We start from the raw sequence: 23,671 nt of genomic DNA on the forward strand, positions 1-23,671 counted from the left end.
AATCCAGATACGCGCGGTTACCCGTTTCCGCCAAGTTGTTATCGCCTCTGTTATTTGCATTTCTGAGTCTATGGACTGTTGGAACCTTGGGTTTTGGTTATTTTGCTAGAAACAGCTTAGAACAAATGGCGCGAAAGGAGATCGTGGATCTGGCTAGTATGCTGCGGGAATCTCTAAAGCAAAGGCAAGAATCACTCCGTTTGAAAGCCCGTTCGGTGAGTGAGGATAATGATGTCATCACAGCAGTAATAAAGGGCGATCGCCCTTTATTGCTGCGGACTATATTACCAATCCAAGCTGGTCTTAAACTGGATTTGATCAGAATAGTTGACGCTGATGGTCAAGTCTTAGTGTCTTCACAGTTGGGAGCAATAAGACAGGCGACATTGCAGGATGCCTCTGTGAACCGTGCCGCCCGAACCGGACTAGAGTTATCGGGAATCCTCCTGGCCCAAAACAGGGCTCCGTCTTCCATGATTGGGTTAATATCAATCAAATCATCTCAAAAGATCCTAGCTGGTTTGGTTGCGGGATTAGCCATTGACGATACAGCGCTCCAGTCGATTCGTGGCAACACATCCATACATTTGGTGGCTTTTGACGGCGAGAAGGTGACGGCTGCTACTTTGCCACTTCCGCGCGATCGACCTTGGCAATTTCGACAGCCAGACGGGTTGCCCACCAAAATCAGGATTGCAGGTGAAGAATACCTGATCGCAACAATCGAATTACAAAGTTTTGATGGGGCAAATCTCCAAATTGCTGTACTCAAGTCTGCTAAGGAAATAGACGAAGCAGAACAGCATTTATGGTTTGTGGTGGGCGGCTTTGGTCTATTAGGAAGTGTCCTGATCGCAGTCGTGATGATCGGAGGTTTCCGTCTCACCCAAGCTCTGAGCCGTCGCATTCAAAGACTGACTGAGGCAACCCAGGAATTGGCCAGAGGCAATTTAGCCATTGGTATTCCGGTTGATAGTCAGGATGAAGTGGGGCTTTTAGCTGAGGGATTTAAGAGTATGGCAGAGCAACTTATGGCTCGCGATCGGCAACTGAACCAACAGGTGCAACAACTAGAGAGTACCCTTGAAGAACTGCACCGCACCCAGAGTCAGATGGTGCATAACGAAAAAATGTCGGCACTGGGGCAAATGGTGGCAGGGATAGCGCACGAAATCAACAACCCGGTAAGCTTTATCTACGGCAACCTGTCTCATCTCAACGATCACATCCATGACTTAGTGCGATTACTAGATGCCTATCAAATGGATCATCCCAACCCGTCCCCATCAATTCAAGATGACCTAGAGGATGTGGATCTAAACTTCCTAAAAGAGGATCTCACTAAGATTCTTAAGTCGATGAAAGTGGGCAGCGCTCGCATTCGGGACATTGTGGTTTCGTTGCGTAGCTTTTCTCGTCTGGATCACTCGGAATTCAAGGCTGTCGATCTCCATGAAGGCATTGATGACACTTTGATGATTTTAGAACATCGCCTTCAAGCCAACCCAGAACGCCCAACCATTGAAGTAGTCCGACAATATGGCGAGGTACCGTTGGTAGAATGCTATGCAGGTCAACTTAATCAGGTGTTTATGAACTTGCTATCAAATGCGATCGATGCTTTGGAAGAGAGCAATGAAGGACGTAGTTTTCAGGATATTGCTGACCAACCGAATCGGATTTGGATTAAGACTACCAAAACAAAAAAACAGTGGGTGCAGATTGCGATCGCCGATAACGGTACAGGTATTCCAGAGAAAGCGCGATCGCGCCTATTCGATCCCTTCTTCACTACTAAACCCGTAGGCAAGGGGACAGGATTAGGCTTATCCATTAGCTATCAGGTGGTGAAGGAAAAGCATGGAGGAAAACTGTGGTGTGATTCCACCCTGGGCGAAGGCACGAAGTTTGTGATTGAGATTCCCATAGAGGTCGGACTCAGCCAATAAATAGTTGAGCATCGGTTTGCAGTTTTTCGACTCACTGTCAACCGTCAACCGTCAACCGTCAATTGTCAACTGTCTTCTCACTAAAATACTCTTCAACAATTTTCAAAATCCGCGACGCAGCCAAACCGTCACCAAAGGGATTAATTGCCATTGCCATTGCGTCGTAAGCTGTAGAATCACTCAGCAATTCTGCGGCTGCTGTGAAAATTGTATCAGAATTTGTACCGACAAGTTTAGCGGTTCCGGCGGCAATTGCTTCTGGTCTTTCTGTGGTTTCTCGCAATACTAAAACTGGCTTACCCAAACTCGGTGCTTCTTCTTGCAAGCCGCCGGAATCTGTGAGAATTAAATGACTTCTCTGCATGGCTCCTACTAATTCGGCGTAGTCCAATGGTTCAGTTAAAAAGATTCTTGGATGGTCGCCCAAAAGAGCTTTTAATGGTTCCCGAACTGTCGGATTTCTATGCAGCGGTAAGAGTAAGGCTGTATCGGGAAATTTATCGAGAATTTGGATGAATGCCCTGGCAATTCCTGCTAAGGGTTTTCCCCAATTTTCGCGGCGGTGGACTGTTGCTAAAATAGTGCGATGTTTGCTCCAATCTAGGTTGGGAATTTTGCATTCTGGTTCGCGTTTGGCGACGGATAACAAAGCGTCGATTACTGTGTTGCCTGTACGGTGAATTTCTCCTAAAACGCCCGATCGCCCTAAATTCTCTGCAGCCAGCGCTGTTGGGGCAAAATGCAGCCTTGTGAGCTGAGATATCAACCGTCGGTTAGCCTCTTCGGGATAGGGATTGAACACGTCGTCTGTCCGCAATCCGGCTTCTACGTGACCGACTGGTATTTTCTGGTAAAATGCAGCTAAAGCTGCTGCAAATGCTGTTGTTGTATCGCCCTGCACTAATACGATTTCTGGCTGCAATTCCTTAAAGCAGGCTTCTAAACCTTGCAAACTGCGGGATGTAATGTCGGTTAGGGTTTGCTGGTGCTGCATAATTGCTAAATCGCGATCGGCTTTCAGGTCGAACATTTGCATTACTTGCTCGACCATTTCTCGGTGCTGACCGGTTAAAATTACTTGGGTGTCAAAGATTGGTGAATTTTTGAACAGTTGAATTACAGCGGCTAGTTTGATCGCTTCCGGGCGAGTTCCTAGGACGATACAAACGCGGTGTGTGGCTTCGGGCATGGTAAAATTGGGTAGTTGAGATTTTTGCTGCTCTTAAAGGCTGAATATTTTATAGCAGGTTTGAATAGTTGGTGAATAAGATTTATTTTTTTTATGAACCGCAGAGGGCGCAGAGGGCGCGGAGGAGAGAATAGAGTTAGAAGGTGTTTTTTTGGGAGTTATATTGTTTTTGCTTGCACTATTTGTACATTTTTAATTTTTAATTGGTCATGCCCTATCGCTACATTCTATTTTACAAACCTTACGATGTTTTAACTCAGTTCACTGACAATTCCAGCGAGAATAAACGCAGTACCCTGAAAGATTATATTCCGATTCCTGATGTTTATGCGGTGGGAAGGCTCGATCGCGATAGCGAAGGTTTGTTGCTGTTAACGGATGACGGACAAATGCAGCACCGCCTCAGCGATCCAAAATTCGCTCATCCTCGCACTTATTTGGTTCAGGTGGAACGGGTTCCAGATGCAGGCGCGATCGCCCTTTTGCAAACTGGTGTCACAATTCAAGATTATCGGACTCGATCGGCAAAAGTGCAATTATTATCAGCAGAACCCCAATTACCGCCCCGCCAGCCCCCGATTCGATTTCGCAAAAACATTCCCACAGCTTGGCTGGAAATGACTCTCACAGAAGGCCGCAACCGCCAAGTGCGCCGGATGACCGCAGCAGTAGGGTTTCCGACGCTGCGGCTGGTGAGAAGTGCGATCGGGCATTTGCAACTAAATGACTTGAAACCCGGTGAATGGCGCGAATTAACTCAAGCTGATTTGAGATTTGAGATTTGAGATTGCAGAATTACAGTCAACAGTCAAAAGTCAGTAGGGGCGGTGGATGGTGCGGGCCCGCCCTCAACAGTCAACAGTCAACAGTCAACCGTTAACAGTCAACCGTCAACAGTCAACAATCAACTACTTTCTGGGCGGCAAAATAAAACTCTCGTTTCCATCCTTATCTTTTTTTACCTGAGCTCCCAACTTAACAAGAGCTTGTTTCGCCCTTTGCCGCACCAACTTATCAGTTGTTTGAGCATAAACCGTACTCCAAGCATTAAACCGCACCGGCACGCTATCTGGATCTCGGCGCAAATACTCAGCAGTTGCTCGAAACAGCGGCGCTAATTTCGGGCCGTCGGCTGTGTTTTCTACCCAATCAGCGGCCATTTCGTGAGAGCGCATTGAGTCGGGAATATCGCCCAACAGCAGCAACTCATCAAGACCTTTGGTTCGCCACACAATCCACGCTTGGGGATTATTTTCCCGCGAAAGGGCGTTAGTACCGCGCTCTATAAACTTAACAGCAGTTTCAGGCTTTCCCTGATAAAAAGAAACGGCTGTGGACAGAAACAGGTAGATGTCAGCCCAGCGTGGATCGCGCCGAGTAATTATGTCAAAATAATCTTGACTGAGATTGTAGCCCGTCACATCTCGGGCTTCATCGTCGCCAAAATACTGCAAAAATTTCAGAAATGTCCAGTCGGCAATTAAATTGTCAAACCCAAAACTAGGAAGTGTTTTGAGCATTTTTAGCCGCAGGGCTTCTTGCTGCGCTTCTTGCTGGGAGGCTTGCTTGAAACTGGCGGCAGACATTGCAGAGACCGGCTTTCGTTCCGGAACGCTAACTGCGGGCATTCCTCCCAATTGCCCGATCGACTGCATGGTAATCACTCCCGCCAGCGCTGCTATACCGATAACTCCATTAACGAGCAGGCTCAACCACTTACGCGAAAATTGTTTGATTTTAGCTTCCACGGCACCTTCAAATCCAAGTTTAAAATTAAGTTTATTAAAATACAGTAACGATTGGTTGGCGATCGGCTATGAATCTCGTTAAACTATCCAAAGGGATGGTGGAGCCTCCACACAATAGTTTAAATGGTAGTTTGAGATTTTTTAGCAATATAAAATCTCAAATCAAAAATCTAAAATCGAATTGAGCCAAAATTCAATGAATCAAGCCCGCAGACGCTTTTCTATGTTACAGGCAGCCCTGTTCACTGGGGCGATGGCCACAACCGCTTCGATATCTTTACTCGTTCCTGGCCTGAGTCAATCAGTCCGCGCCGAGCTTCAAGATAGCCCCAAAGCTGTCTTAGACGAAGCTTGGCAAATTGTGAACCGAGACTATGTTGATGGCAGCTTTAACAAGACTGACTGGCAAGTGGCCCGCCAAGAATTGTTGAGCAAAAACTATACCTCTCGCGAAGCTGCCTACACCGCTCTCCGCAAAGCCCTAGAGAAATTAAACGACCCCTACACGCGCTTCATGGACCCGAAGCAGTACGAAGCGCTGACGAATCAAACCTCCGGGGAACTGACAGGGGTGGGGATGAGGCTGGAACAAGACGAGAAAACGAAAGCGATTACGGTAGTCGAACCGATGGAAAATTCCCCGGCCCTGAAAGCAGGGATTCAAGCGGGCGATACGATTTTGGCGATTGATGGCAAAACTACCAAGGACTTGACTGTCTCGGATGCGGCTCAGATAATTCGGGGCGACGAAGGCACGAAAGTTTCGCTGCGGATGGCTCGTCCGGGCAAAAGCGAGTTTGATATTACTCTGACTAGGGCGAGAATTGAGGTAGCTGCGGTTCGCTACAGCCTCAAGGATGAAGGGGGTGAAAAAGTAGGTTACATCCGCTTGCAAGAGTTTAGTTCCCACGCGGGCGAACAAATGGAGGCGGCGATTAAAAAGCTCTCGGCTCAAAAAGCTGACGCTTTTGTGTTGGATTTGCGGGGGAATCCCGGCGGTTTGCTGCGGGTGAGCATTGATATTGCCCGGATGTGGATGGATACAGGGGCGATCGTCCGTACAGTCGATCGCGCGGGCGATTCTCAGGAAATGCGGACAAACCGCACTGCGCTCACTGACAAGCCTTTGGTGGTGCTCGTGGACGACAACTCGGCCAGCGCCAGCGAGATTTTGGCTGGTGCTCTCAAGGACAACAAGCGCGCAACTGTGATCGGCACCCAAACTTTTGGCAAAGCTTTGGTGCAGTCGGTGCATTCTTTGTCTGACGGTTCGGGATTGGCGGTGACGATCGCACATTACTATACTCCCAACGGTACGGACATCAGCCACAAGGGCGTTACTCCCGATGTTAGGGTGGAAATCACCGACGAACAAAAGCTGACATTAGCTAACAAACCGACATTGGTTGCGACTAAGGACGATCCTGTTTACGCGCAGGCGATCGCACTTTTGAAAACTACCGCGGCCTCAACCCGCCCCGTTGCGGCTAATGAGACTCTTACTCCTGAGAAGTAGTTGAAAGCGTAAGCTATTAACAATTAGTTTTAAGATAAAACCCGCCGATGCGGGTTTTATTTTTGTAGCCACGGCAGGAGGAGATTGCTATGATTAGGTCGATCGCCAAAAATCAATCAATCAATCAGCGATCGTGATTTTAAAGATTTTTAAATTCGCGAGTTCCCTGATAGCCAGATAAATCTCCTAACTCCTTCAACGATTTTTGCCCTTGGTAAAACTTACCGTTAATTTCCCAAGTGGGAGTCCCCTGAATCTTCGCAGCTTGACAAAGATCAGGCCTCGCATTTTTCCCTTGAGGATTGCACTCGATATAATTGATAATGCGAGCCGCTTCTTTGCCAAAACTTTCTTTCTGCATCTGACAGTGATCGCAGGTAAAAGAGCCGTACATTTTAGCTCCCACTCTTTTTAAATGCTGTGCTAAAGCAATTTCCGAAGTACCGGAAGATGTTGTAGTCTTCATGCTAGTCTCCCTAGCAGTACCGAGATTATTCACATCGGCATAAAGAGCGAGAGAAGAAATCAGCACTAACATAGATACCAGAATTCCAATGAAAAATAGTTGCCCAATATCATCCCATTCGCGACCGATTAATGCTAAGACAAACAAGCTAGTTGCAAACAAAGCAGACGCAACACAATAAATACAAGTTGCTTTGATGTCAACAGTGAGTACGTACATCAAATAGCCACTAAAAATCATCATTGCTGTACCGCCAGCAAACAGCAATAGTCCCGTCCAAGACTCTAACTTAGAGCGGAGAGCCTTCTGTTCTGCCGGATTGACTAATAGGGGAGCTACGGCAAAAATTATCATGCTCAAATAGCCCAAAAACCCGAACAAAGAAAGAGGCAAACCAAAAACATAAGCATAGGGACTCGAAAGCACTATATCGCAGCCGGCTATGGGACAAGTTACCGCTCCTTGGGATAACTTGACGGCTGTTAGATAGGCAGTGATCGCAGCCCCAATACTTGCAATTCCTGCCATAATCGGACGGGAATAGCGGTGAATCCAAGGCAGAGAACGTTGACGACGCATAATATTTTTTCCTGTGCTGGATATTTCGCCAGACTAAAGTTTATTACCAACCATTTTACACTTTTAGGAAATAAGCTACAACTCCTAAAACTATTAACACTGCTCCGGTTAATCCTTGTTCATGATGCTCAAAAAAATGCAGCTTTTCTTCTAAAGCATTAACTCCTTTCATGCCCAAATCTACTAGCAAAACCATTCCCAAAACAGTCACCACTAAGTAGACGACAGAAACTACAAGTATGCCGATCCAACCAATCGTTCCTGCTGAAAAATAATAGGCTTCTATTTCGATGCAAGGCGAGAAAAACATTCCTGTTCCTAAAACAGCTAGAATTTGAAATTGCGATCGCTTGGTAGTTAAATTAACTGTTTCAACGTGATGATGGTGGTGGTGCTGTTTGCGAGAACTATCTAACTCTGCCAAAAGATAGATAATTCCTAAAACCAATAAAACTAAAGGCGCAATTACTTTAGCTGCCTCTACATAGGTAGCAGCTAACTTGTAACCAAATAAGCCGACGACAATTCCAATTAGGATAATGCTGAGAGTATGAGCAACTCCTGTAATTACTGTTGCCCGCAAAGTTTCGCTGCGAGACCAATTTTCAGTTTTACCAATCGCAATTAATGGCATCCAGTGGTTGGGAATTAATGCGTGAATAATACTAAGAGCTAGACTTCCCAACAGAATTTTGATGACACTTTCCATTTGCTTTCCTCTACAAATTGCTACAAGGATGGAGGAATTGCCCGCCCTCCTGGAGTTTTCATCCGACTACTTTAAAACTCTAGTTGCATTGAAAATTGCAGCTAAAGCGACCCCAACATCGGCAAAAACTGCCTCCCACATAGTAGCCAAACCAAAAGCACCCAAAGCAATAAATATCGCTTTAACTGACATCGCAAAAATGATATTTTGCCAGACAATATTGTGAGTCTTTCTGGCAATTTGGATGGCTTGCGCCACCTTTGACGGTGCATCTGCCATAATCACAATGTCAGCAGTTTCGATCGCCGCATCCGAACCCAAACCGCCCATCGCTATGCCCACATCAGCCCTAGCCAGAACTGGTGCATCATTAATTCCATCCCCGACAAAGACAATTTTATCGCCTTTTTTAGATTGGGATATCAGTTTTTCGATCGCCTCAACTTTTCCTTCGGGCAATAACTCAGCTAAATAGGAATCTAAACCGAGCTTTTTCGCAACACTATCGGCTACAGCTTGATTATCTCCCGTCAGCATCACAATTCGCTCCACACCCAGTTTCTTGAGGTCGCGAATCGCCTGTACTGCGTCGTCTTTAAGCTCGTCAGCAATTAAAATATAGCCAGCGTAGCGGTTGTCTACTGCTAAATGGACGATCGTACCTTCAGCATTGCAAACATCGTGAGCAATGTTTTCTCGGTGCAGCAAACGGTCATTTCCCGCAAAAACAATTTGATTGTTGACTTGGGCTCGGATGCCGTGTCCCGCTATTTCTTCGTAATCTTTCACATCCGATGAATCAATCTTGCCGCCGTAAGCTTCCAGAATAGATTTCGCAACTGGGTGATTAGATTGAGATTCTACTTTTGCGGCTATTTCCATTAACTGAGATTTGGAAAAACCATTTTGAGGTACAATTTGTGCTACTTTAAAAACTCCTTTTGTCAGAGTTCCTGTTTTGTCCAAAACAACTGTCTTGACTGCTGTCAGCGTATCTAAAAAAGTCGAGCCTTTAACCAAAATACCGCGCTTGGCTGCACCGCCAATTCCCCCAAAGTATCCCAGAGGAATGCTAATCACCAATCCGCAAGGGCAGGAAATAACTAACAAGACTAGGGCGCGGTACACCCACAAAAATCTGTCTGCATTAGTTACTCCAGAAATGAACAAAGGCGGAATTAAAGCCACTGCTAGGGATGCAAACACTACAAAAGGCGTGTAGTAACTGGCAAATTTGGTGATAAATTTCTCAGTTTCAGCTTTTTTGCTTCTGGCATTTTCTACTAATTCCAGAATTCGGGAGATTGAAGATTCGCCGAAGAGTTTGGTAACTTTGACGGTGAGAACTCCTGTCTGGTTAATTGTTCCTGCTAAAACTGTTTCTCCAACTTTCACGGTTCGAGGTACTGATTCTCCGGTTAATGCAGAGGTATCAATTTGAGAATTTCCGTCGATAATTTCGCCGTCTAAGGGAATTTTTTCTCCCGGTTTTACTAGGATGATGTCGCCGACGGCTACGGTTTCGGGCGAAACTTTTTTGATGTCGCCATTTTGCTTGAGGTTGGCGCTGTCTGGGCGAATTTCTAAAAGCGATCGAATTGATTGACGCGATCGCCCGATCGCAAATTCTTGAAAAAGTTCTCCGATTTTGAAGAACAACATCACCCCGACAGCTTCAGGCAATTTATGAATGGCTAAAGCCCCCAGTGTTGCTACAGTCATTAAGAAATTTTCATCAAACACTCGGCCTCGCAGAATGTTGCGGCCGGCGCTGGTTAAAACATTCCATCCGCTCAAAAGATAGGCGGGGATGAAAACCAGATATTCAGCTATAGAATAGGGCGTGTTGTGCAGTTTTTCTTCAAAAATTAGACCGCCGACAAACAGTACAACGACCAAGATCACAGGAATCAATTCTTGCTTGAGGTTGAAATCTCCGTTCCCGTGGTCGTGTCCGTGGTCGTGTCCGTGGTCGTGTCCGTGGTTATGATTCTCATGGCTGCGATCGTCGTGGTCGTCGTGACCACAGCAGCCGGAATCGCTAGATTTGGCTTTTTGCATGGTGTTTTCTGGGTTTTTGTTTATGCCTGATAGTATGAATAGATGTTCATATTATAGGTTAAAAAGATAATTTACTAGATTTTGATTTCAAAATCTAGCTATTTTTTAGAAAAATATTGTTGAGTTTGTAGTGACGGTGAGAACTAATTAATAATAATAACTGTTCTCAATTGCGGGCAAGTAATTACATGGCTGATACACAAAGCTCAAGAAACCGGGTTTTTCAGCGATATTGAGGGTGTTTGGCGAGTATTTTGGTGTAAAAACCCGGTTTCTGTCTACCCATTTTTTTAAGTATTGTTAAGAGAACATAATCTGTGCTAATCGTCACAGGCAGAAAACATGAAAAAAGGTTTTTGTTGTGAAATAGACATAAAAAAAGTCAAAAAGCCTGCCGTACCAGGGCCGAAAGATTCATCACCATAAAAGTTATGGCGATGGTTGTTTCAGAAGTATTAGAAAGTTTAGCCATGACTCTACCAAGGCTGAATCTTCTTTTAGCTTCTCCAAATTTTCTGACAAATTGAGTTACGAATTCTCTCGTCTGACTGAGCTTGTTTCTTCTTTGACTTGCTAATATTTTTTGGGGTCTTCCTACAGGAACGCCACTCATCCTAATTCCTCTTTCTTTGCACCAAGCTCGATTTTCCTGCGTTCGATATAGCAAAATCACTTCACCCCTGACAATATTTCGGTCAAAACCGTTTTCTTCTTCATCCAAGGAAAAGGTTCTTCTAATATAGGTAAATTGAAAAATGGACAGAGCTTTTCCCATCCTTCGCCATCACAAACATCAATAATTAACAAAGATTCTGGACGGTCTTTAAAATATTCAAGCACATTTCTATAATGTAAATCATAAACATAAGACATTCTATCTTCATTAAACGCATAAGTACCATAAACAGCCGCTCTTAATAATCTTCTGATCTGCATCTTAGTCTCATTACTAGGATCGAAATCAAACGCAGACCTCTTTGACCAGTGAGCTTCTAAAGACTTTAACCAACATGATTTATTACGCACGGTTAAGATAAACTTACTATCAGGAAATAATTTATCTAACTGAGAATAAAAAGGAGCTACCGTTATATCTGTAATCCCATCATAATCATTGAGAATCGAAAAGTCATACTTAGCAGCCATCAGGTCTTGTAAAATTGTCTCATCATCAGGATAATGAACAACATTAATCCCTAGCATATTTAATGCCATTGTTAAGCTTTTAGTTCCCGTGCGACTCAAGCCAATTCCAAAAACTTTCATCTTTTTACTTATCATGGGTCTTTGAATAATAATTTTACTAGAAAATTCTATAGTTTCGGCTAACGTCAAAGGAGCTTTTTCCAAAATATTCATTTGCTTAAGTTCGCGGAGAGCAATATTTGGTAAATTCTCAATAAACCTAGCAATTTCCGGCTGACTTGCCTGCTTTGAAATATATTTTCTTGCAGAATCTACACCATATTTAGCAACCAAAAAATCTAAATCTTTTTCTTGTCTTCCCCAATCTTCCTGACAAACAGTTAATTTAGCTTGATGATAATCTTGGCGACTTCTCAGTTCTCTCAAAGCGCATTTGGCAAAAATATGGTGATAGAATTGAAAAAAATCATGGATAATGTTAAATTTCTTAAATGCTTTTTTTAGCTTCAGTTTTTTTAGTGCCAGTGCACGAGTTCTTGATTCAGGTCTTAACACATATTTAGCATCATTATCAGGTACTTTAATTGCTTGCATTTCTCTGATTACATCAATTCTAGTAATATGTACACCACAATGAATATGACCTCTGAATTTATCAAGAACATAACAGTCTACGTATGGCAAACTATTGCTGGTAAGGAAAGGAGACATATTCTCCATAATTAAACAATCAGCATCCATGAAGACAACAAAATCACAATCGTAATTCATCTTCAGCATTTGCTGAACAGCGTGGGCAAAAGGTTTAACATTTTCAATAATATGAACTTGACGAGGCTGAATATTTTTGATAGCTAGGTCTAAGGCTATTTGGGATGTTCTTTCGCCAACAGTTCTAAAAACTAAATCGATTTTGTTCATGGTATTTTAATCCCAAGCCTGAGTTTTTAACTTGGAAAGCTGATAAATTATACTATCACCAGAAAAATCAGAAGTCAAGTGCTTGATTTTTCTGTAAATTTATGATAATGGTGTGAACTTGTACCAATTCTTAAAAGTTATGTAACAAGCGACATATTAGACCTCTTGCATAAGTCTTTTTAATCAAATTTTCGGACGATGCTCAGAGCCCATCCCACAAGAAAAAAAAATTGTGGGATGGGCTCTGAGCATCGTCCTAATTATTTTTGCAAGAGGTCTATTAAGTGCAGATTCATAGTGAATTGCTATGAGCCGCCTCCTTGTGGAGGGTGAACGCTTAATAGCAGAATTTTCATAGCAAATTTACAATACTCCGAACAATTTTGAGTTGAGAAGAGGTCTGAGAAATATCAAAAGTTGGTTCGATGCTACACCTCCCATTTCAATTCTTCGTTTTCTTTATCGGCAATTTCTTCAAATAAACGCTCCACAGTAGGGTCAAGTTCTTGACGCCAACGCAAATCTAAAGTAATTTCTAAACCATGATTTTGGTAATAATCTGAGCAACGCTTTGATACCTTATGTAAAAATTCTTCTGTATTTTTGTGTTGAGCCTTTACTATTAAAAACTTCGTTCCGTTGTTTCCTCCTACTGGATGATGTTCGTGCTGGTAATATTTAACCATTTGGGGTTGATAGTCTATTTCCAAAAAATCGCAAAGCGTTCTGATGACATTTTCTACATTTGTGGCAAGATGTTCATATTTTATCTTAATTTTATTACCCTTAAAATGACGGTACAATTCTTGGGTTTCATTAATGAGTTCCTTCCAATCATTAATTATTTCTTTGACATTTTTTTGAGGATATTTTCTGGTGCGGGAATTGATAACTGCCCGCCCATCTCTTTGGAGAAATATCAAAAAAGGTTGGGAAGATGTTTTTTGAATAGTGGCTATTTGCTCTTCTAGCCAAGAAGTGTTTTTTGTAGAATCAATTACAATTGGCTTTTGTGTTTTGAGCGATATTTGTTCGTATAAGTCTAGGTGAGTGCTAGTAATAAAATCTTTCCAAACTGGACAATTGATACCACAAAGGTTGCAAGTTCTTTTTATGGGGTAGTTTGTATTTTGCATGAATCTGGCTTTCCTTGCCTCTCCCGAGTAGAAACAATCCTGATGACTTCCCAGTATAAGTCCTAGAAGCGTAGAGCCAGAGTGACCAGCGCCACAGATAAAACAAACCTTTTGATTGATTCTTGATCCAGAATTTAGCACCATATCGCTGTAAGAAATAAATTGCTTTGGGAGAATATTTTAGAACTTTAATTAACACACAATTTCACTGACGGAATATCAAAACACTGAGTTGTTAATCCTTCACACTGCTGTTTTGACCATTACGGCATCAATTGGCCAAGCTTGTAGTCATACTCAGGAGGCTCAAATTTTCCCATGCCAGAACTAGGATTAAGGGTTAGCTCACCAAAGATATGACGGCCAATATCCTAAAAATCGACGCGTAAAAATGGCTGCTCGCTTGCTAAGGTTTCAGCCATATCAATTATAACAGTAAAGTTTGTAGGTTTCATCAGTTCTCCCCGAGAGCGGGGGTATTCTTCACCTAGAGCTAAGTCGAGAATCTTAAAATTGTTTTTATACTCGGACTTATCCCCAGGCTTCTTGAACTTTTTGGCTAACATTTTTTAATTGCTTTGGTTCTTGTTTAGCCCAGTCTTTGATTTGGGCTTTCTGCGAAGAGTTAAATAGTGCCTCTTCACCTCTTCCTGGTTTATTATAAAGTCCTATCATTCCCTCTAATTCCCACCGAGTGAACCACTTATAGAGTGTCTTATAACTTATTCTGAAAATATTCATTAACTCTCTTTTTTTTACTCCTTGCGAAGCTAATATGAGGCAATGTGCTCTCTGTTCTGATGATGTCGGCTTTAGCGATGAATTCGCTGTAGCAATTTAGACAAAAGAGGATTTATTTTCCTGATAAACATCATAGGAAATTCTAATTAACTCATAATTTTGCCTGGAATATCATTATACTATGTATTTGTGTAATTAATTCTGTCTAATACCAATTCACCATGAAGGTACACGCTTATATAGGCTAAAGTAGAGGAGATCCAATATGGTCAACAAATTTCAGGTAGAAATCCAGGAAACGGTTGAGGAACTAGAGCATCGACTCGAACGCGCTATAACCGCAGTAAGTAAATAAAAATTACTGCTATTATACTTGATTGCCACCCAAAAAATCGGTGTTGCTTAATCATGGTATGAAAAAAATAACTTGAAAATCCAAACGCTTTGTGAATACTGGTTTCTATGACGGGCATATTTAGCCTTTCATACCGTAAATCAGCAACGCCGTTAATTGATATCCGGATTAAAGCAGATTAGTGGGATTGGGATTTTTCAACCGCAGATATCAGCAGATGAACACAGATGGGATTTCTGAAGTGTTTTAACTCAGACTTAATTAGCTATTCATCCGCCGGATAAACTCTAAGGGTAAACCGTCTGTATCGGCAATAAAAGCTACTTCGTAAACATTTTGCCCGATCGCCTGTTGAGTCGGTTCTAATAAAACTTTCAAAGGTTGAAACTGGTTTGGTTCGTCTTTAGCTGCTTCCTCAAACTGTTTTTTGAGAGACTGCAACCAACTAGGCAAGTCAGTTGTCGCCTCAGTTAAATCGAAAGATAAATGATAATACCCAACATAATGCTCGTCACCGAAAGCATCCGGTGCGGGTTTTGGTTCTGGGATTTGGATTAGTTCGATGCGTCCGTTGAGACCTTCCATCCAACAGGCTAAGGTGTAACCTGTGGTAAAGCGATCGCTCACAGTAAATCCTAACTGTTCGTAAAAGGCGATCGCCCGGTGAATGTTAGCAGTGCGAATCGAGGCGTGGTGCATTTGGCAGTTGACAGTTGACAGTTGATAGTTGACAGTTGATAGTTGGCAGTTGGCAGTTGACAGTTGATAGTTGACAGTTGATAGTTGACAGTTGATAGTTAACAGTTGATAGTTAACAGTTAACAGTTAACAGTTAACAGTTGTCAATTGTTACCTATGACCAATGACTACTGACTACTGACTATTCAAACAACCGAAAATAGGGATATCTAATCGGAACTCCCGGCTCTTTTTCCAAATCAAAATTAATCACTTCCCAGCAAGGTTCCTCCTGGGGTTCGGGGCTAAAATCCACAGGTAAACCGTACAGCTTTGGGCGCGGCGAATCCGGTTGGCCCCGCCAAGGCGTGCTGCGTTCCAAATAAGCGCTGATTAAGTCTCGATAGCGTTGAGCAACGATCACGCGAGTTGCTCGGTAGCCTTGAGTATAAAGTCGATCGAGCGCTTCGTGAATTTCAAACCGAATCCCGTCGGGGTGGGTGTGCTGGCGATACCATTCATCCTCCCAGCGGCGCCAGTGCCGCCCAGACTGAAGATGAACAAGTTCCCCCGTTTTTGGATCTGCCTCAAATGCCCCGTGACGCACGCACAAATAGGTATCCGTGAGCGTTAGAGCCGGAATTGTTTGGCGGCAGTGGGGACACTGAATTTCCGGGCCAAACATCGGGTATTGCAAGGCAACTTCAATCATTTATTGCGTCCCAGCATATTTATCTGCAAAAGTGGCAAATAGTCTTATTATATCCCGTATCAACAACCAGCTAATCTGCTAGAAGTATCACGATCGACCAAAAAGATGAGCAATCTCAACGAACCTCTGCTTGCACTTCCTGCCTATTGGCCCGCACCGGATCTCTCCCAAGCGGCTTTTGTCGCTGTTAGCGCTGTTGTCATCGGCAGGGTAGAGGTGGCTGCAGGCGCTAGTATTTGGTACGGGGCGGTGGTTCGGGGGGATGTAGAGCGAATTGCGATCGGTAAAAGTACCAATATCCAAGATGGAGCAATTCTGCACGGCGATCCGGGAAAACCGACTATTTTGGAAGATTTTGTGACTGTCGGACACCGAGCGGTGATTCATTCAGCTTACATTGAACGGGGGTGTTTGATCGGGATTGGGGCGATCGTCCTAGACGGAGTGAGAGTGGGCACAGGCTCGATCGTCGGTGCGGGGGCGGTTGTGACGAAGGACGTTCCCCCTCGCACGCTGGTTGCGGGAGTGCCTGCGAAGCGGCTGCGAGATGTCTCTGAGGAGGAATCTGCGGAGTTGGTGGAACACGCTAAGCGTTACGAAAAGTTGGCTCTGGTGCACGCGGGGAAAGGTTCTGATTTGGGATTTGCGTAAGGAAGTGCGATCGGGTTTGTCTTTAGGATTAAAGGCTAGAATGCAGTATTTTCGTCCATCAAACCTGGTTTCTGCGTCCAAGACAGAACAATCAGGATTGGGAAGCTCGATCGAGCGGTAAAATTTAGACCATGAACGATCGCACATTTAATCCAAACATCCCTCCGCACACCTGGAATCGCTCCATCGGCCTCGGTTGGGAAAATCCCTATACAGTCCGCTACGCAAGCAATCTCGACGACGGCCCCTGGCACGGAATGCCTCTGGGCGGGTTCGGGGCTGGCTGCATCGGGCGATCGCCCCGCGGCGACTTCAACCTCTGGCACATCGACGGCGGCGAGCACATTTTTCGCAGTTTACCCGCTTGTCAATTCAGCGTTTTTGAAGAAACAAAAGGTAAGAAACAAGCCTATGCACTGTCTACTGAACCGCCTACAGATAGCAGTTTATCTAGTTGGAAATGGTATCCTTGCGAAGGAAGATTGGCAGCGAGCAATGTACGGGATTTAACGGATGTAACGGATGGGAGAGAGCAGGCTGAAGGAATGGGGGGAAAGTCTTATACTGGGACTTATCATGCTTTGTATCCGCGCAGTTGGTATGTTTATGAAAATGTGTTTGAGGCTCAATTGAGCTGCGAGCAATTTTCCCCAATTTTGCCCAATAATTATCAAGAAACCAGTTACCCAGTCGCCATGTTTGAATGGGTAGCGCACAATCCTACAGATGCGCCGATTACTCTCAGCATCATGTTAACTTGGGAGAATATTGTCGGCTGGTTTACTAATGCTAACAAGTCGCCGGAAGTGATGGTGCGAGATGATGGTAGTCCATTTTATGACTATAAACCCCGCTGGGGAGAAAGTGCGGGAAATTTGAATTTGTTGGTGGAAGATTTTCACCGTTTTGGTTGCGTGATGACGCGGTTGACTGCTGACGATCAGCCACAAGAAGGGGATGGACAGTGGGCGATCGCAACTGTGACTAATCCGGCGGTAGAAGTATTCTATCAAACTCGCTGGAATCCGGCGGGGAATGGCGAGGATATTTGGCGACACTTTGCTGCGGAAGGTTTCTTGTTGGATGACAAAGATGAGACAGCGGCCTCGGCAGGGGAACGGTCGGCTTGTGCGATCGCAGTTCGCTTTACAATTCGACCAGGGAAAACTCGCAAAATCCCCTTTATCATAGCTTGGGATTTGCCCGTTACTGAATTTGCATCGGGAGTTTCTTACTACCGCCGCTATACTGATTTCTTCGGGCGGAATGGCAAAAATGTTTGGCCGATTATTCGCACGGCGATGAAGCATTCCGATACTTGGCGCGAAAGTATTGAAGCTTGGCAAAAACCCATTTTAGAACGCACAGATTTGTCCGACAGTTTCAAAATGGCGCTGTTTAATGAGTTGTACATTTTGACTGACGGCGGTACTATTTGGAGTGCGGCGGACGAACGCGATCCGAAGGGTCAATTTGGGGTTTTGGAGTGCATTGATTACCGCTGGTACGAAAGTTTGGACGTGCGGCTTTACGGTTCTTTTGCTTTGTTGATGCTGTGGCCTGACTTGGAAAAGTCGGTAATGATTGCCTTTGCTAGGGCAATTTCTGCAGGAGACGATACTGCGCGAGTTATTGGTTGGAATCAAGCTGCGGCTATTAGAAAAGCTGTCGGTGCAACGCCGCACGATTTGGGTGCTCCGAACGAACATCCTTGGGAGAAGACGAATTATACTAGCTATCAAGATTGCAATTTGTGGAAGGATTTACCGTGCGATTTTGTGTTGCAGGTTTATCGGGATTTCCTGTTGACTGGTGGCACAGATTGCGAGTTTTTGCAAGAGTGTTGGCCGGCAATTGTTGAGGCTTTGGCTTATCTGAAAACTTTTGATGAGGATGGGGACGGCATTCCTGAGAATTCGGGTGCGCCGGATCAGACGTTTGATGATTGGCAAATGCGGGGGATTAGTGCGTATTGCGGCGGTTTGTGGTTGGCGGCGCTGGAAAGTGCGATCGCGATCGGCGAAATCTTGGAAGATGCAGCACCGCAGATAATTCCTAACCCTCAAGCAAAGATAGCATTATATCACAGTTGGCTGCTACAAGCAAGACCAAGCTATCAAGAAAAACTGTGGAACGGTCAATATTACCGTTTGGACAGCGAGAGTAATTCCGAAGTGGTGATGGCAGACCAACTGTGCGGTCAATTTTACGCAAAACTGTTAGGATTGCCGGATATTGTGCCGCCGGAATGTGCAGTCAGCGCTTTAGAAACTGTGTACGATTCTTGCTTTTTGAAGTTCAACGAGAGCGAGTTCGGTGCGGCAAATGGGGTGATGCTAAACGGTTCGCCGGAAAATCCCAATGCGACTCATCCTTTGGAAGTTTGGACGGGGATTAATTTTGGGTTAGCAGCTTTTTTGGTACAGATGGGAATGGAGGAGAAAGCTTTTAAATTGACGGATGCTGTGGTGAAGCAGATTTATGACAATGGCTTGCAGTTTCGCACGCCGGAAGCGATTACGGCGGGGGGGACTTTTCGGGCGAGTCACTATTTGCGGGCGATGGCAATTTGGGCGATTTACGGGGTGTTGACCAATTTTAAATAGGGGAAAAGGTATATTAGCTGGTGAAGCCCACTAAAATTTAAAAAATTTAAGCCTTCAACCCCATTTTTAGCAAGGAAAACGGTTAATTCACCTATCAATAAAATTGACCGTAAAAATTTTTTGCGTTCGAGGAAGACATTAAGGTTTCATGCTCAAATGTTAGCATAGCTAAAGTTTGAGCATGAAACAGCCCTGGGATGCGAGGGGTATCGAACTCGGCTAAGTAGTCGTGCAAAATTAATTACACAATATTTCGCGTGAAAGCCTTACCTAGCAAGGAGTCTTTCTGTAATTAATTTTGTTTAGTTACTTATAAACGAGAGAGACCAAGGGTATGAGGCAATTATTGACACCAATGCAGTCCGCACCTTACCCGTATATAATTTGGAGCGATCGCCAATTTCAAGATAAAATATAAAAATGTCAAATCCTTTACTTTCCCTCAACTACGAACCCGCCATCGAATCCCTCGGTGGCGACTATTTTGATGAAGTCCCTGCTGCCGATTTTCCGCAGCATATTCTCCGCTTCCGCAATGACCAATTATTGCCGACATTGGGTTTAGACCCCGCACAAGTAACCGACCAACATTTCATCGAAGCATTCGGCGAATTTCACTGTGTGCGTCCCTTTCTCGCACTCCGTTACCACGGCTATCAATTCAACGAATATAACCCGAATTTAGGCGACGGTAGAGGCTTTTTATACGGTCAAGTTCGCGGTACAGACGGCAGACTTTACGACTTCGGCACTAAAGGTTCCGGCCGCACGCCCTACTCGCGCAGCGCTGATGGTAGACTCACTCTCAAAGGGGGAATTCGCGAAGTTTTAGCCGCCGAAGCTTTGCACCGATTGGGAGTTCGGACATCTCGCTGTTTTAGTTTAGTTGAAACTGGGGATGCTTTGTGGCGAGGGGACGAACCATCACCCACGCGATCGTCTGTAATGGTGCGTTTCAGCCACTCTCACATCCGTTTTGGCACTTTTGAAAGACTGCACTATATCCGGCGCCCGGATTTAACTAAAAAACTTTTAGATTTTGTTATTGAATATTACTATCCAGAACTGCATTTAGAAGCAAGTAATGCCGGTGTTTCGCCTGCAGAAAAATATGCGCTATTTTATGCATATTTAGTCAAGCGAGTAGCTGAATTAGTCGCTCAGTGGATGGCGGCAGGATTTTGCCACGCAGTGCTGAATACTGATAATATGTCGATTACAGGAGAAAGTTTTGATTACGGGCCTTTTGCTTTTATCCCAACTTATAAGCCGGAATTTACAGCAGCTTATTTCGACCATTACGGTCTTTATTGTTACGGCAATCAACCGTTTATTTGCAAGGGGAATTTAGAAAAGCTCCAGCAACCGCTAGCAGCGGCAATTCCTCAAGCTGATATGGATGCTGCTTTGGCAAAGTTTGGCGATTATTATAATGCAGCTTACCGCAAGTTGATGCTGAATAGATTGGGCTTTGAGGATTTGCCAGAGGCGGAGGGAGATGAGTTGTTGAAGGTGACAATTAAAATGCTGGCGCAGTCTCAAGTAGCCTATCACGATTTCTTTTGGGAATTGCGAAGACAGTTCTCTGGCACTTGGCGAGATGATGCTAGTCTAATTTTTGCGGAGGCGGAACCGGCCGATTTGATAGCACCTTGGCGGCAGTTTTATTATCACGTTTTGCAAAGTTTGTCGGCGGATGATATGGACAAAATGGCGGATAGGTTGCGGAAGCACAATCCCGAACAATCGCTGTTGAGACCGACGATTGAGGCTGTGTGGGAGTCCATAGCTATTGAGGATAATTGGGAACCGTTTTATGAATTGGTGAAGAGACTTCAAAATTCTTAAAGGGAATTGGGCATGGCATTGTTGACTGTTGCCTGTTGACTGTTAACTGTTGACTAACAACTAACAACTAACAACTAACAACTGACAACTGACTAATGACTACTTGAGTTTTTCAATCTCAAATTGTGTGTCTTTGTAACCGCCAGTAAGTCCTTGATCTAGAAACATTTTGCCGGCTTTTTCTAAATCGCTAATTGCTCCCGCTTTGTCTCCCAATGAGCGGCGAACCATGCCTCTACCGTAGTAAGCACCAGCATAATTCGGACTGATCCGAATAGCCTGCACATAATCGGCGATCGCACTATTGTAATTCTTTAACTCCTGATAAATCTTAGCCCGATTGGCGTAAGCTTCAGCATTGTTGGGATTGAACCCGATTGCTGCTGTAAAATCTGCGATCGCCCCCTGGGCGTCACCCCCGGCGCTGCGAGCTAAACCACGATTGTTAAAAGCATTAAAATCATTCGGATTTACTGTCAGCGCTTGAGTGCAATCGGCAATTGCTTTCGGATAATCCTTCAAATTTAAATAAGCAATGCAGCGATTGTTGTAAGGAACCCCATCCTCATCGCTTAGCGAAATTGCCTGAGTGCAATCGTCAATTGCCGCTTGATGCGCTCCCAAATTCAACTGCGTGCTACAACGATTAGCGTAAGCATCTCCACTCTTGGGATCGATCGCAATTACCTGAGAATAATCCGCCAAAGCTCCCTGATAATCTCCTAGGTGAAAGCGAGCTCTCCCCCGACTGTAAAAAGCATCAACATTCTTAGCATCAAGTTTAATTGCCTCAGTATAATCTCCAATCCCCCCCTGCAAATCGCCGCTCCCAGCACGAGCCAGTCCCCGCGAATGATAAGCTTTAACAAGGTTCGGCTGCAACCGAATTACTTCGGTAAAATCCTGAATAGCCATCTTGTAGTCTTGCTGTTCTAAATAAGTAACTCCTCTTTCATAATATGTATCAACATCGTTGGGCTGGAGATTCAAAGCTTGAGTGTAATCCTCAATCGCCCCACGCTTGTCGTTAAAATCGTGACGGGCTAGGCCGCGGTTAAAATAAGCCTGAACATATTTAGGATTGAGAGCGATAGCCTGAGAATAATCCGCAATTGCTTCTTGATACTTTTTTAAATCATAATTAACATTACCGCGCTGGTAAAAACTCTCAGCATTTTTAGGATTCAATTGAATTGACTTATTAAAAGCCTGCAAAGCTGCATCCGCATCTTGATTGCGAGACTTTTCTACTCCCTGTTCGTAATATTCCTTAGCTTTAATCGGATTCGGTCGGCTCCCATAACTAAACAGAAATATCAGAACTATCGCCGCCCCTACGCCCGCCAAAATCAGCAACCAAAATCGACTTCCCAAACGTGAATAAAAACGATCAGAAGACACTAAGCTGGGAGCAATACTTTTCTTGTGAGCCGTATTCACAGGATCTTGGCGGTGTCTCAACTTGCTGAGAGCTACCAAAACTTCCTCTGCAGATTGATAGCGCTTGGCAAATTGGTGACAGACCATTTTGTCAATTATATTTGCTAATCCCACAGAACATTGAGATCGGTTTCGCCAAACAATTTCCCCGGTATGAGAAGGACTCGGATCTTGCAATTTTGGCAAATCCGTACCGGGTAAACCAGTGATAGCTTGGACTGCCATCATCCCGACTGCATAGAGGTCACTGCTAAATTGCGGGTTGCCTTGAAATTGTTCGATCGGCATATAAGCCGGAGTTCCAGTAGCAATGGTGCGCGGAAATTCTGTATCGTAGTCACTGACGTGACTCGCAACTTCTTTAACCGAACCGAAGTCAATTAAAACTAATTTGCCGTCTGGTTTGCGGCGGATTAAGTTGGAGGGATTAACATCGCGGTGAATCACTCCCTGAGAGTGTACGAAGGCGAGAAGTTGTAACACTTCTTCCAACAAATCCAGCACTCTTTCTTCCCGCCAAGGTTGACCGGCCACAATTTCCCTATTTAGGGCGTGTCCGGGTACAAACTCTTCGACGAGGTAGAATTGATTGGCTTCTTCAAAATAAGCTAGTAAAAATGGAATTTGATCGTGTTTTCCCAGCTTTTCTAATATTTCTGCTTCTTGTTTAAATAAGCGGTAAGCGGTTTTGAGAACTGTGGAAGTGTTGCTGGGAGGGCGTAGTTGTTTGACTACACATTGAGGGTGGCCCGGCCGGCGAGTATCGACAGCTAAATAAGTTTGTCCAAAAGCTCCTGAACTGAGAATTTGCACTACGCGATAACGCCTGTCTAAAAGTTGACCAACCATGTTCATATCTATAATTGAGAATTGGTAACGGGGAGTTGGTAATTGGGAATTGGTAACGGGGAGTTGGTAATTGGAAGTTGGTGATTGGGAATTGCTGATTGGTGATTTTCCCTTCTTCCTTCTTCCTTCTTCATTGTTCATTCTTCATTTTTCCTGATAACTGATGATTGATGACTACTGACTAATGATTGATGACTGAGAGGGCGGGTTTAGCCTTTTTTTTAGTCATTTATATCATATATCCTTAGCTAAACCCGCCCCTACAAAATGCTAATGATTGATGACTGATGACTGAGAGGGCGGGTTTAGCCTTTTTTTTAGTCATTTATATCATATATCCTTAGCTAAACCCGCCCCTACAAAATGCTAAT

Annotated in this window: 17 protein-coding genes and 1 pseudogene; 6 read left to right on the plus strand and 12 right to left on the minus strand. The window is 44.2% G+C overall.

Annotated features, from left to right (window positions below; all coding sequences use genetic code 11):
• Positions 1–125 precede the first annotated feature (125 nt).
• Positions 126–1,949, plus strand: a complete 1,824-nt coding sequence (locus QUA44_RS03720) for an ATP-binding protein (RefSeq protein ID WP_333309503.1) — start codon at positions 126–128, stop codon at positions 1,947–1,949.
• A gap of 58 nt (positions 1,950–2,007) precedes the next feature.
• On the opposite strand, the gene wecB is transcribed toward QUA44_RS03720, so the two are convergent.
• Positions 2,008–3,138 (minus strand): non-hydrolyzing UDP-N-acetylglucosamine 2-epimerase, encoded by a 1,131-nt coding sequence (gene wecB, locus QUA44_RS03725; protein ID WP_333248350.1) that lies wholly within the window; start codon positions 3,136–3,138, stop codon positions 2,008–2,010.
• Positions 3,139–3,347: 209 nt separating this feature from the next.
• Here wecB and QUA44_RS03730 point away from each other — a divergent pair, with 209 nt between their 5' ends.
• Complete coding sequence (locus QUA44_RS03730; RefSeq protein ID WP_333088165.1) at positions 3,348–3,923, plus strand: pseudouridine synthase; 576 nt, start codon at positions 3,348–3,350, stop codon at positions 3,921–3,923.
• A gap of 123 nt (positions 3,924–4,046) precedes the next feature.
• On the opposite strand, the gene QUA44_RS03735 is transcribed toward QUA44_RS03730, so the two are convergent.
• A complete protein-coding gene (locus QUA44_RS03735; RefSeq protein ID WP_333248349.1) occupies positions 4,047–4,886 on the minus strand; it encodes a hypothetical protein in 840 nt (279 codons plus the stop codon).
• A 196-nt stretch (positions 4,887–5,082) separates the two neighbouring features.
• On the opposite strand from QUA44_RS03735, the gene ctpB reads away from it, so the two are divergent.
• A complete protein-coding gene (gene ctpB / locus QUA44_RS03740; RefSeq protein WP_333248347.1) occupies positions 5,083–6,402 on the plus strand; it encodes a carboxyl-terminal processing protease CtpB in 1,320 nt (439 codons plus the stop codon).
• A 139-nt stretch (positions 6,403–6,541) separates the two neighbouring features.
• On the opposite strand, the gene QUA44_RS03745 is transcribed toward ctpB, so the two are convergent.
• From QUA44_RS03745 to QUA44_RS03785, 9 genes and pseudogenes are all read right to left on the minus strand, one after another.
• Positions 6,542–7,447 (minus strand): vitamin K epoxide reductase family protein, encoded by a 906-nt coding sequence (locus QUA44_RS03745; RefSeq protein WP_333248345.1) that lies wholly within the window; start codon positions 7,445–7,447, stop codon positions 6,542–6,544.
• Positions 7,448–7,502: 55 nt separating this feature from the next.
• On the minus strand, positions 7,503–8,156 hold the full coding sequence (locus QUA44_RS03750) for a hypothetical protein (protein WP_333248343.1): 654 nt from the start codon (positions 8,154–8,156) through the stop codon (positions 7,503–7,505).
• Positions 8,157–8,222: 66 nt separating this feature from the next.
• Positions 8,223–10,217, minus strand: coding sequence for a heavy metal translocating P-type ATPase (locus QUA44_RS03755; RefSeq protein WP_333248341.1), 1,995 nt, complete (start codon positions 10,215–10,217; stop codon positions 8,223–8,225).
• A 409-nt stretch (positions 10,218–10,626) separates the two neighbouring features.
• A pseudogene (locus tag QUA44_RS03760) lies at positions 10,627–10,992 on the minus strand (transposase); the annotation flags it as partial.
• On the minus strand, positions 10,887–12,284 hold the full coding sequence (locus QUA44_RS03765) for a sulfotransferase family protein (RefSeq protein WP_333248337.1): 1,398 nt from the start codon (positions 12,282–12,284) through the stop codon (positions 10,887–10,889). The gene QUA44_RS03765 and the pseudogene QUA44_RS03760, both read right to left, overlap by 106 nt.
• 428 nt (positions 12,285–12,712) lie before the next feature.
• Positions 12,713–13,564 carry a sulfotransferase gene (locus QUA44_RS03770; protein ID WP_333248335.1) on the minus strand — a complete coding sequence of 284 codons (852 nt, stop codon included), beginning with the start codon at positions 13,562–13,564 and terminating at the stop codon, positions 12,713–12,715.
• Positions 13,565–13,951: 387 nt separating this feature from the next.
• Positions 13,952–14,257, minus strand: a complete 306-nt coding sequence (locus QUA44_RS03775) for a helix-turn-helix domain-containing protein (RefSeq protein WP_333248539.1) — start codon at positions 14,255–14,257, stop codon at positions 13,952–13,954.
• Positions 14,258–14,777: 520 nt separating this feature from the next.
• Positions 14,778–15,215, minus strand: coding sequence for a VOC family protein (locus tag QUA44_RS03780; protein WP_333248333.1), 438 nt, complete (start codon positions 15,213–15,215; stop codon positions 14,778–14,780).
• A gap of 181 nt (positions 15,216–15,396) precedes the next feature.
• A complete protein-coding gene (locus QUA44_RS03785; protein ID WP_333248331.1) occupies positions 15,397–15,906 on the minus strand; it encodes a TIGR02652 family protein in 510 nt (169 codons plus the stop codon).
• Between the two features lie 105 nt (positions 15,907–16,011).
• Between QUA44_RS03785 and QUA44_RS03790 the strand changes: the two genes are divergently transcribed.
• The 3 genes from QUA44_RS03790 (at position 16,012) to QUA44_RS03800 (ending at position 21,011) form a co-directional block, all read left to right on the plus strand.
• The gene (locus QUA44_RS03790; RefSeq protein WP_333248329.1) at positions 16,012–16,557 is read left to right on the plus strand and encodes a gamma carbonic anhydrase family protein; all 546 of its coding nucleotides are present in this window, start codon (positions 16,012–16,014) and stop codon (positions 16,555–16,557) included.
• A 131-nt stretch (positions 16,558–16,688) separates the two neighbouring features.
• Positions 16,689–19,163 carry a GH116 family glycosyl hydrolase gene (locus QUA44_RS03795; RefSeq protein ID WP_333248327.1) on the plus strand — a complete coding sequence of 825 codons (2,475 nt, stop codon included), beginning with the start codon at positions 16,689–16,691 and terminating at the stop codon, positions 19,161–19,163.
• Positions 19,164–19,583: 420 nt separating this feature from the next.
• Positions 19,584–21,011, plus strand: coding sequence for a protein adenylyltransferase SelO family protein (locus tag QUA44_RS03800; protein ID WP_333248325.1), 1,428 nt, complete (start codon positions 19,584–19,586; stop codon positions 21,009–21,011).
• Positions 21,012–21,110: 99 nt separating this feature from the next.
• Here QUA44_RS03800 and QUA44_RS03805 read toward each other — a convergent pair whose 3' ends face one another.
• Complete coding sequence (locus QUA44_RS03805; protein ID WP_445243630.1) at positions 21,111–23,300, minus strand: tetratricopeptide repeat protein; 2,190 nt, start codon at positions 23,298–23,300, stop codon at positions 21,111–21,113.
• Positions 23,301–23,671: the final 371 nt, after the last annotated feature.

The organism is Microcoleus sp. N9_A2 (assembly GCF_036701775.1).
Lineage (GTDB): Bacteria > Cyanobacteriota > Cyanobacteriia > Cyanobacteriales > Microcoleaceae > Microcoleus.

Bases quoted from the DNA above. Each gene is read 5' to 3' on its own strand.
- QUA44_RS03755 (WP_333248341.1), bottom strand. From the start codon at position 10,217: ATGCAAAAAGCCAAATCTAGCGATTCCGGCTGCTGTGGTCACGACGAC.
- QUA44_RS03730 (WP_333088165.1), top strand. From the start codon at position 3,348: ATGCCCTATCGCTACATTCTATTTTACAAACCTTACGATGTTTTAACT.
- QUA44_RS03745 (WP_333248345.1), bottom strand. From the start codon at position 7,447: ATGCGTCGTCAACGTTCTCTGCCTTGGATTCACCGCTATTCCCGTCCG.
- QUA44_RS03805 (WP_445243630.1), bottom strand. From the start codon at position 23,300: ATGGTTGGTCAACTTTTAGACAGGCGTTATCGCGTAGTGCAAATTCTC.
- ctpB (WP_333248347.1), top strand. From the start codon at position 5,083: ATGAATCAAGCCCGCAGACGCTTTTCTATGTTACAGGCAGCCCTGTTC.
- QUA44_RS03790 (WP_333248329.1), top strand. From the start codon at position 16,012: ATGAGCAATCTCAACGAACCTCTGCTTGCACTTCCTGCCTATTGGCCC.
- QUA44_RS03770 (WP_333248335.1), bottom strand. From the start codon at position 13,564: ATGGTGCTAAATTCTGGATCAAGAATCAATCAAAAGGTTTGTTTTATC.
- QUA44_RS03720 (WP_333309503.1), top strand. From the start codon at position 126: ATGGCGCGAAAGGAGATCGTGGATCTGGCTAGTATGCTGCGGGAATCT.
- QUA44_RS03795 (WP_333248327.1), top strand. From the start codon at position 16,689: ATGAACGATCGCACATTTAATCCAAACATCCCTCCGCACACCTGGAAT.
- QUA44_RS03765 (WP_333248337.1), bottom strand. From the start codon at position 12,284: ATGAACAAAATCGATTTAGTTTTTAGAACTGTTGGCGAAAGAACATCC.
- wecB (WP_333248350.1), bottom strand. From the start codon at position 3,138: ATGCCCGAAGCCACACACCGCGTTTGTATCGTCCTAGGAACTCGCCCG.
- QUA44_RS03780 (WP_333248333.1), bottom strand. From the start codon at position 15,215: ATGCACCACGCCTCGATTCGCACTGCTAACATTCACCGGGCGATCGCC.
- QUA44_RS03785 (WP_333248331.1), bottom strand. From the start codon at position 15,906: ATGATTGAAGTTGCCTTGCAATACCCGATGTTTGGCCCGGAAATTCAG.
- QUA44_RS03800 (WP_333248325.1), top strand. From the start codon at position 19,584: ATGTCAAATCCTTTACTTTCCCTCAACTACGAACCCGCCATCGAATCC.
- QUA44_RS03750 (WP_333248343.1), bottom strand. From the start codon at position 8,156: ATGGAAAGTGTCATCAAAATTCTGTTGGGAAGTCTAGCTCTTAGTATT.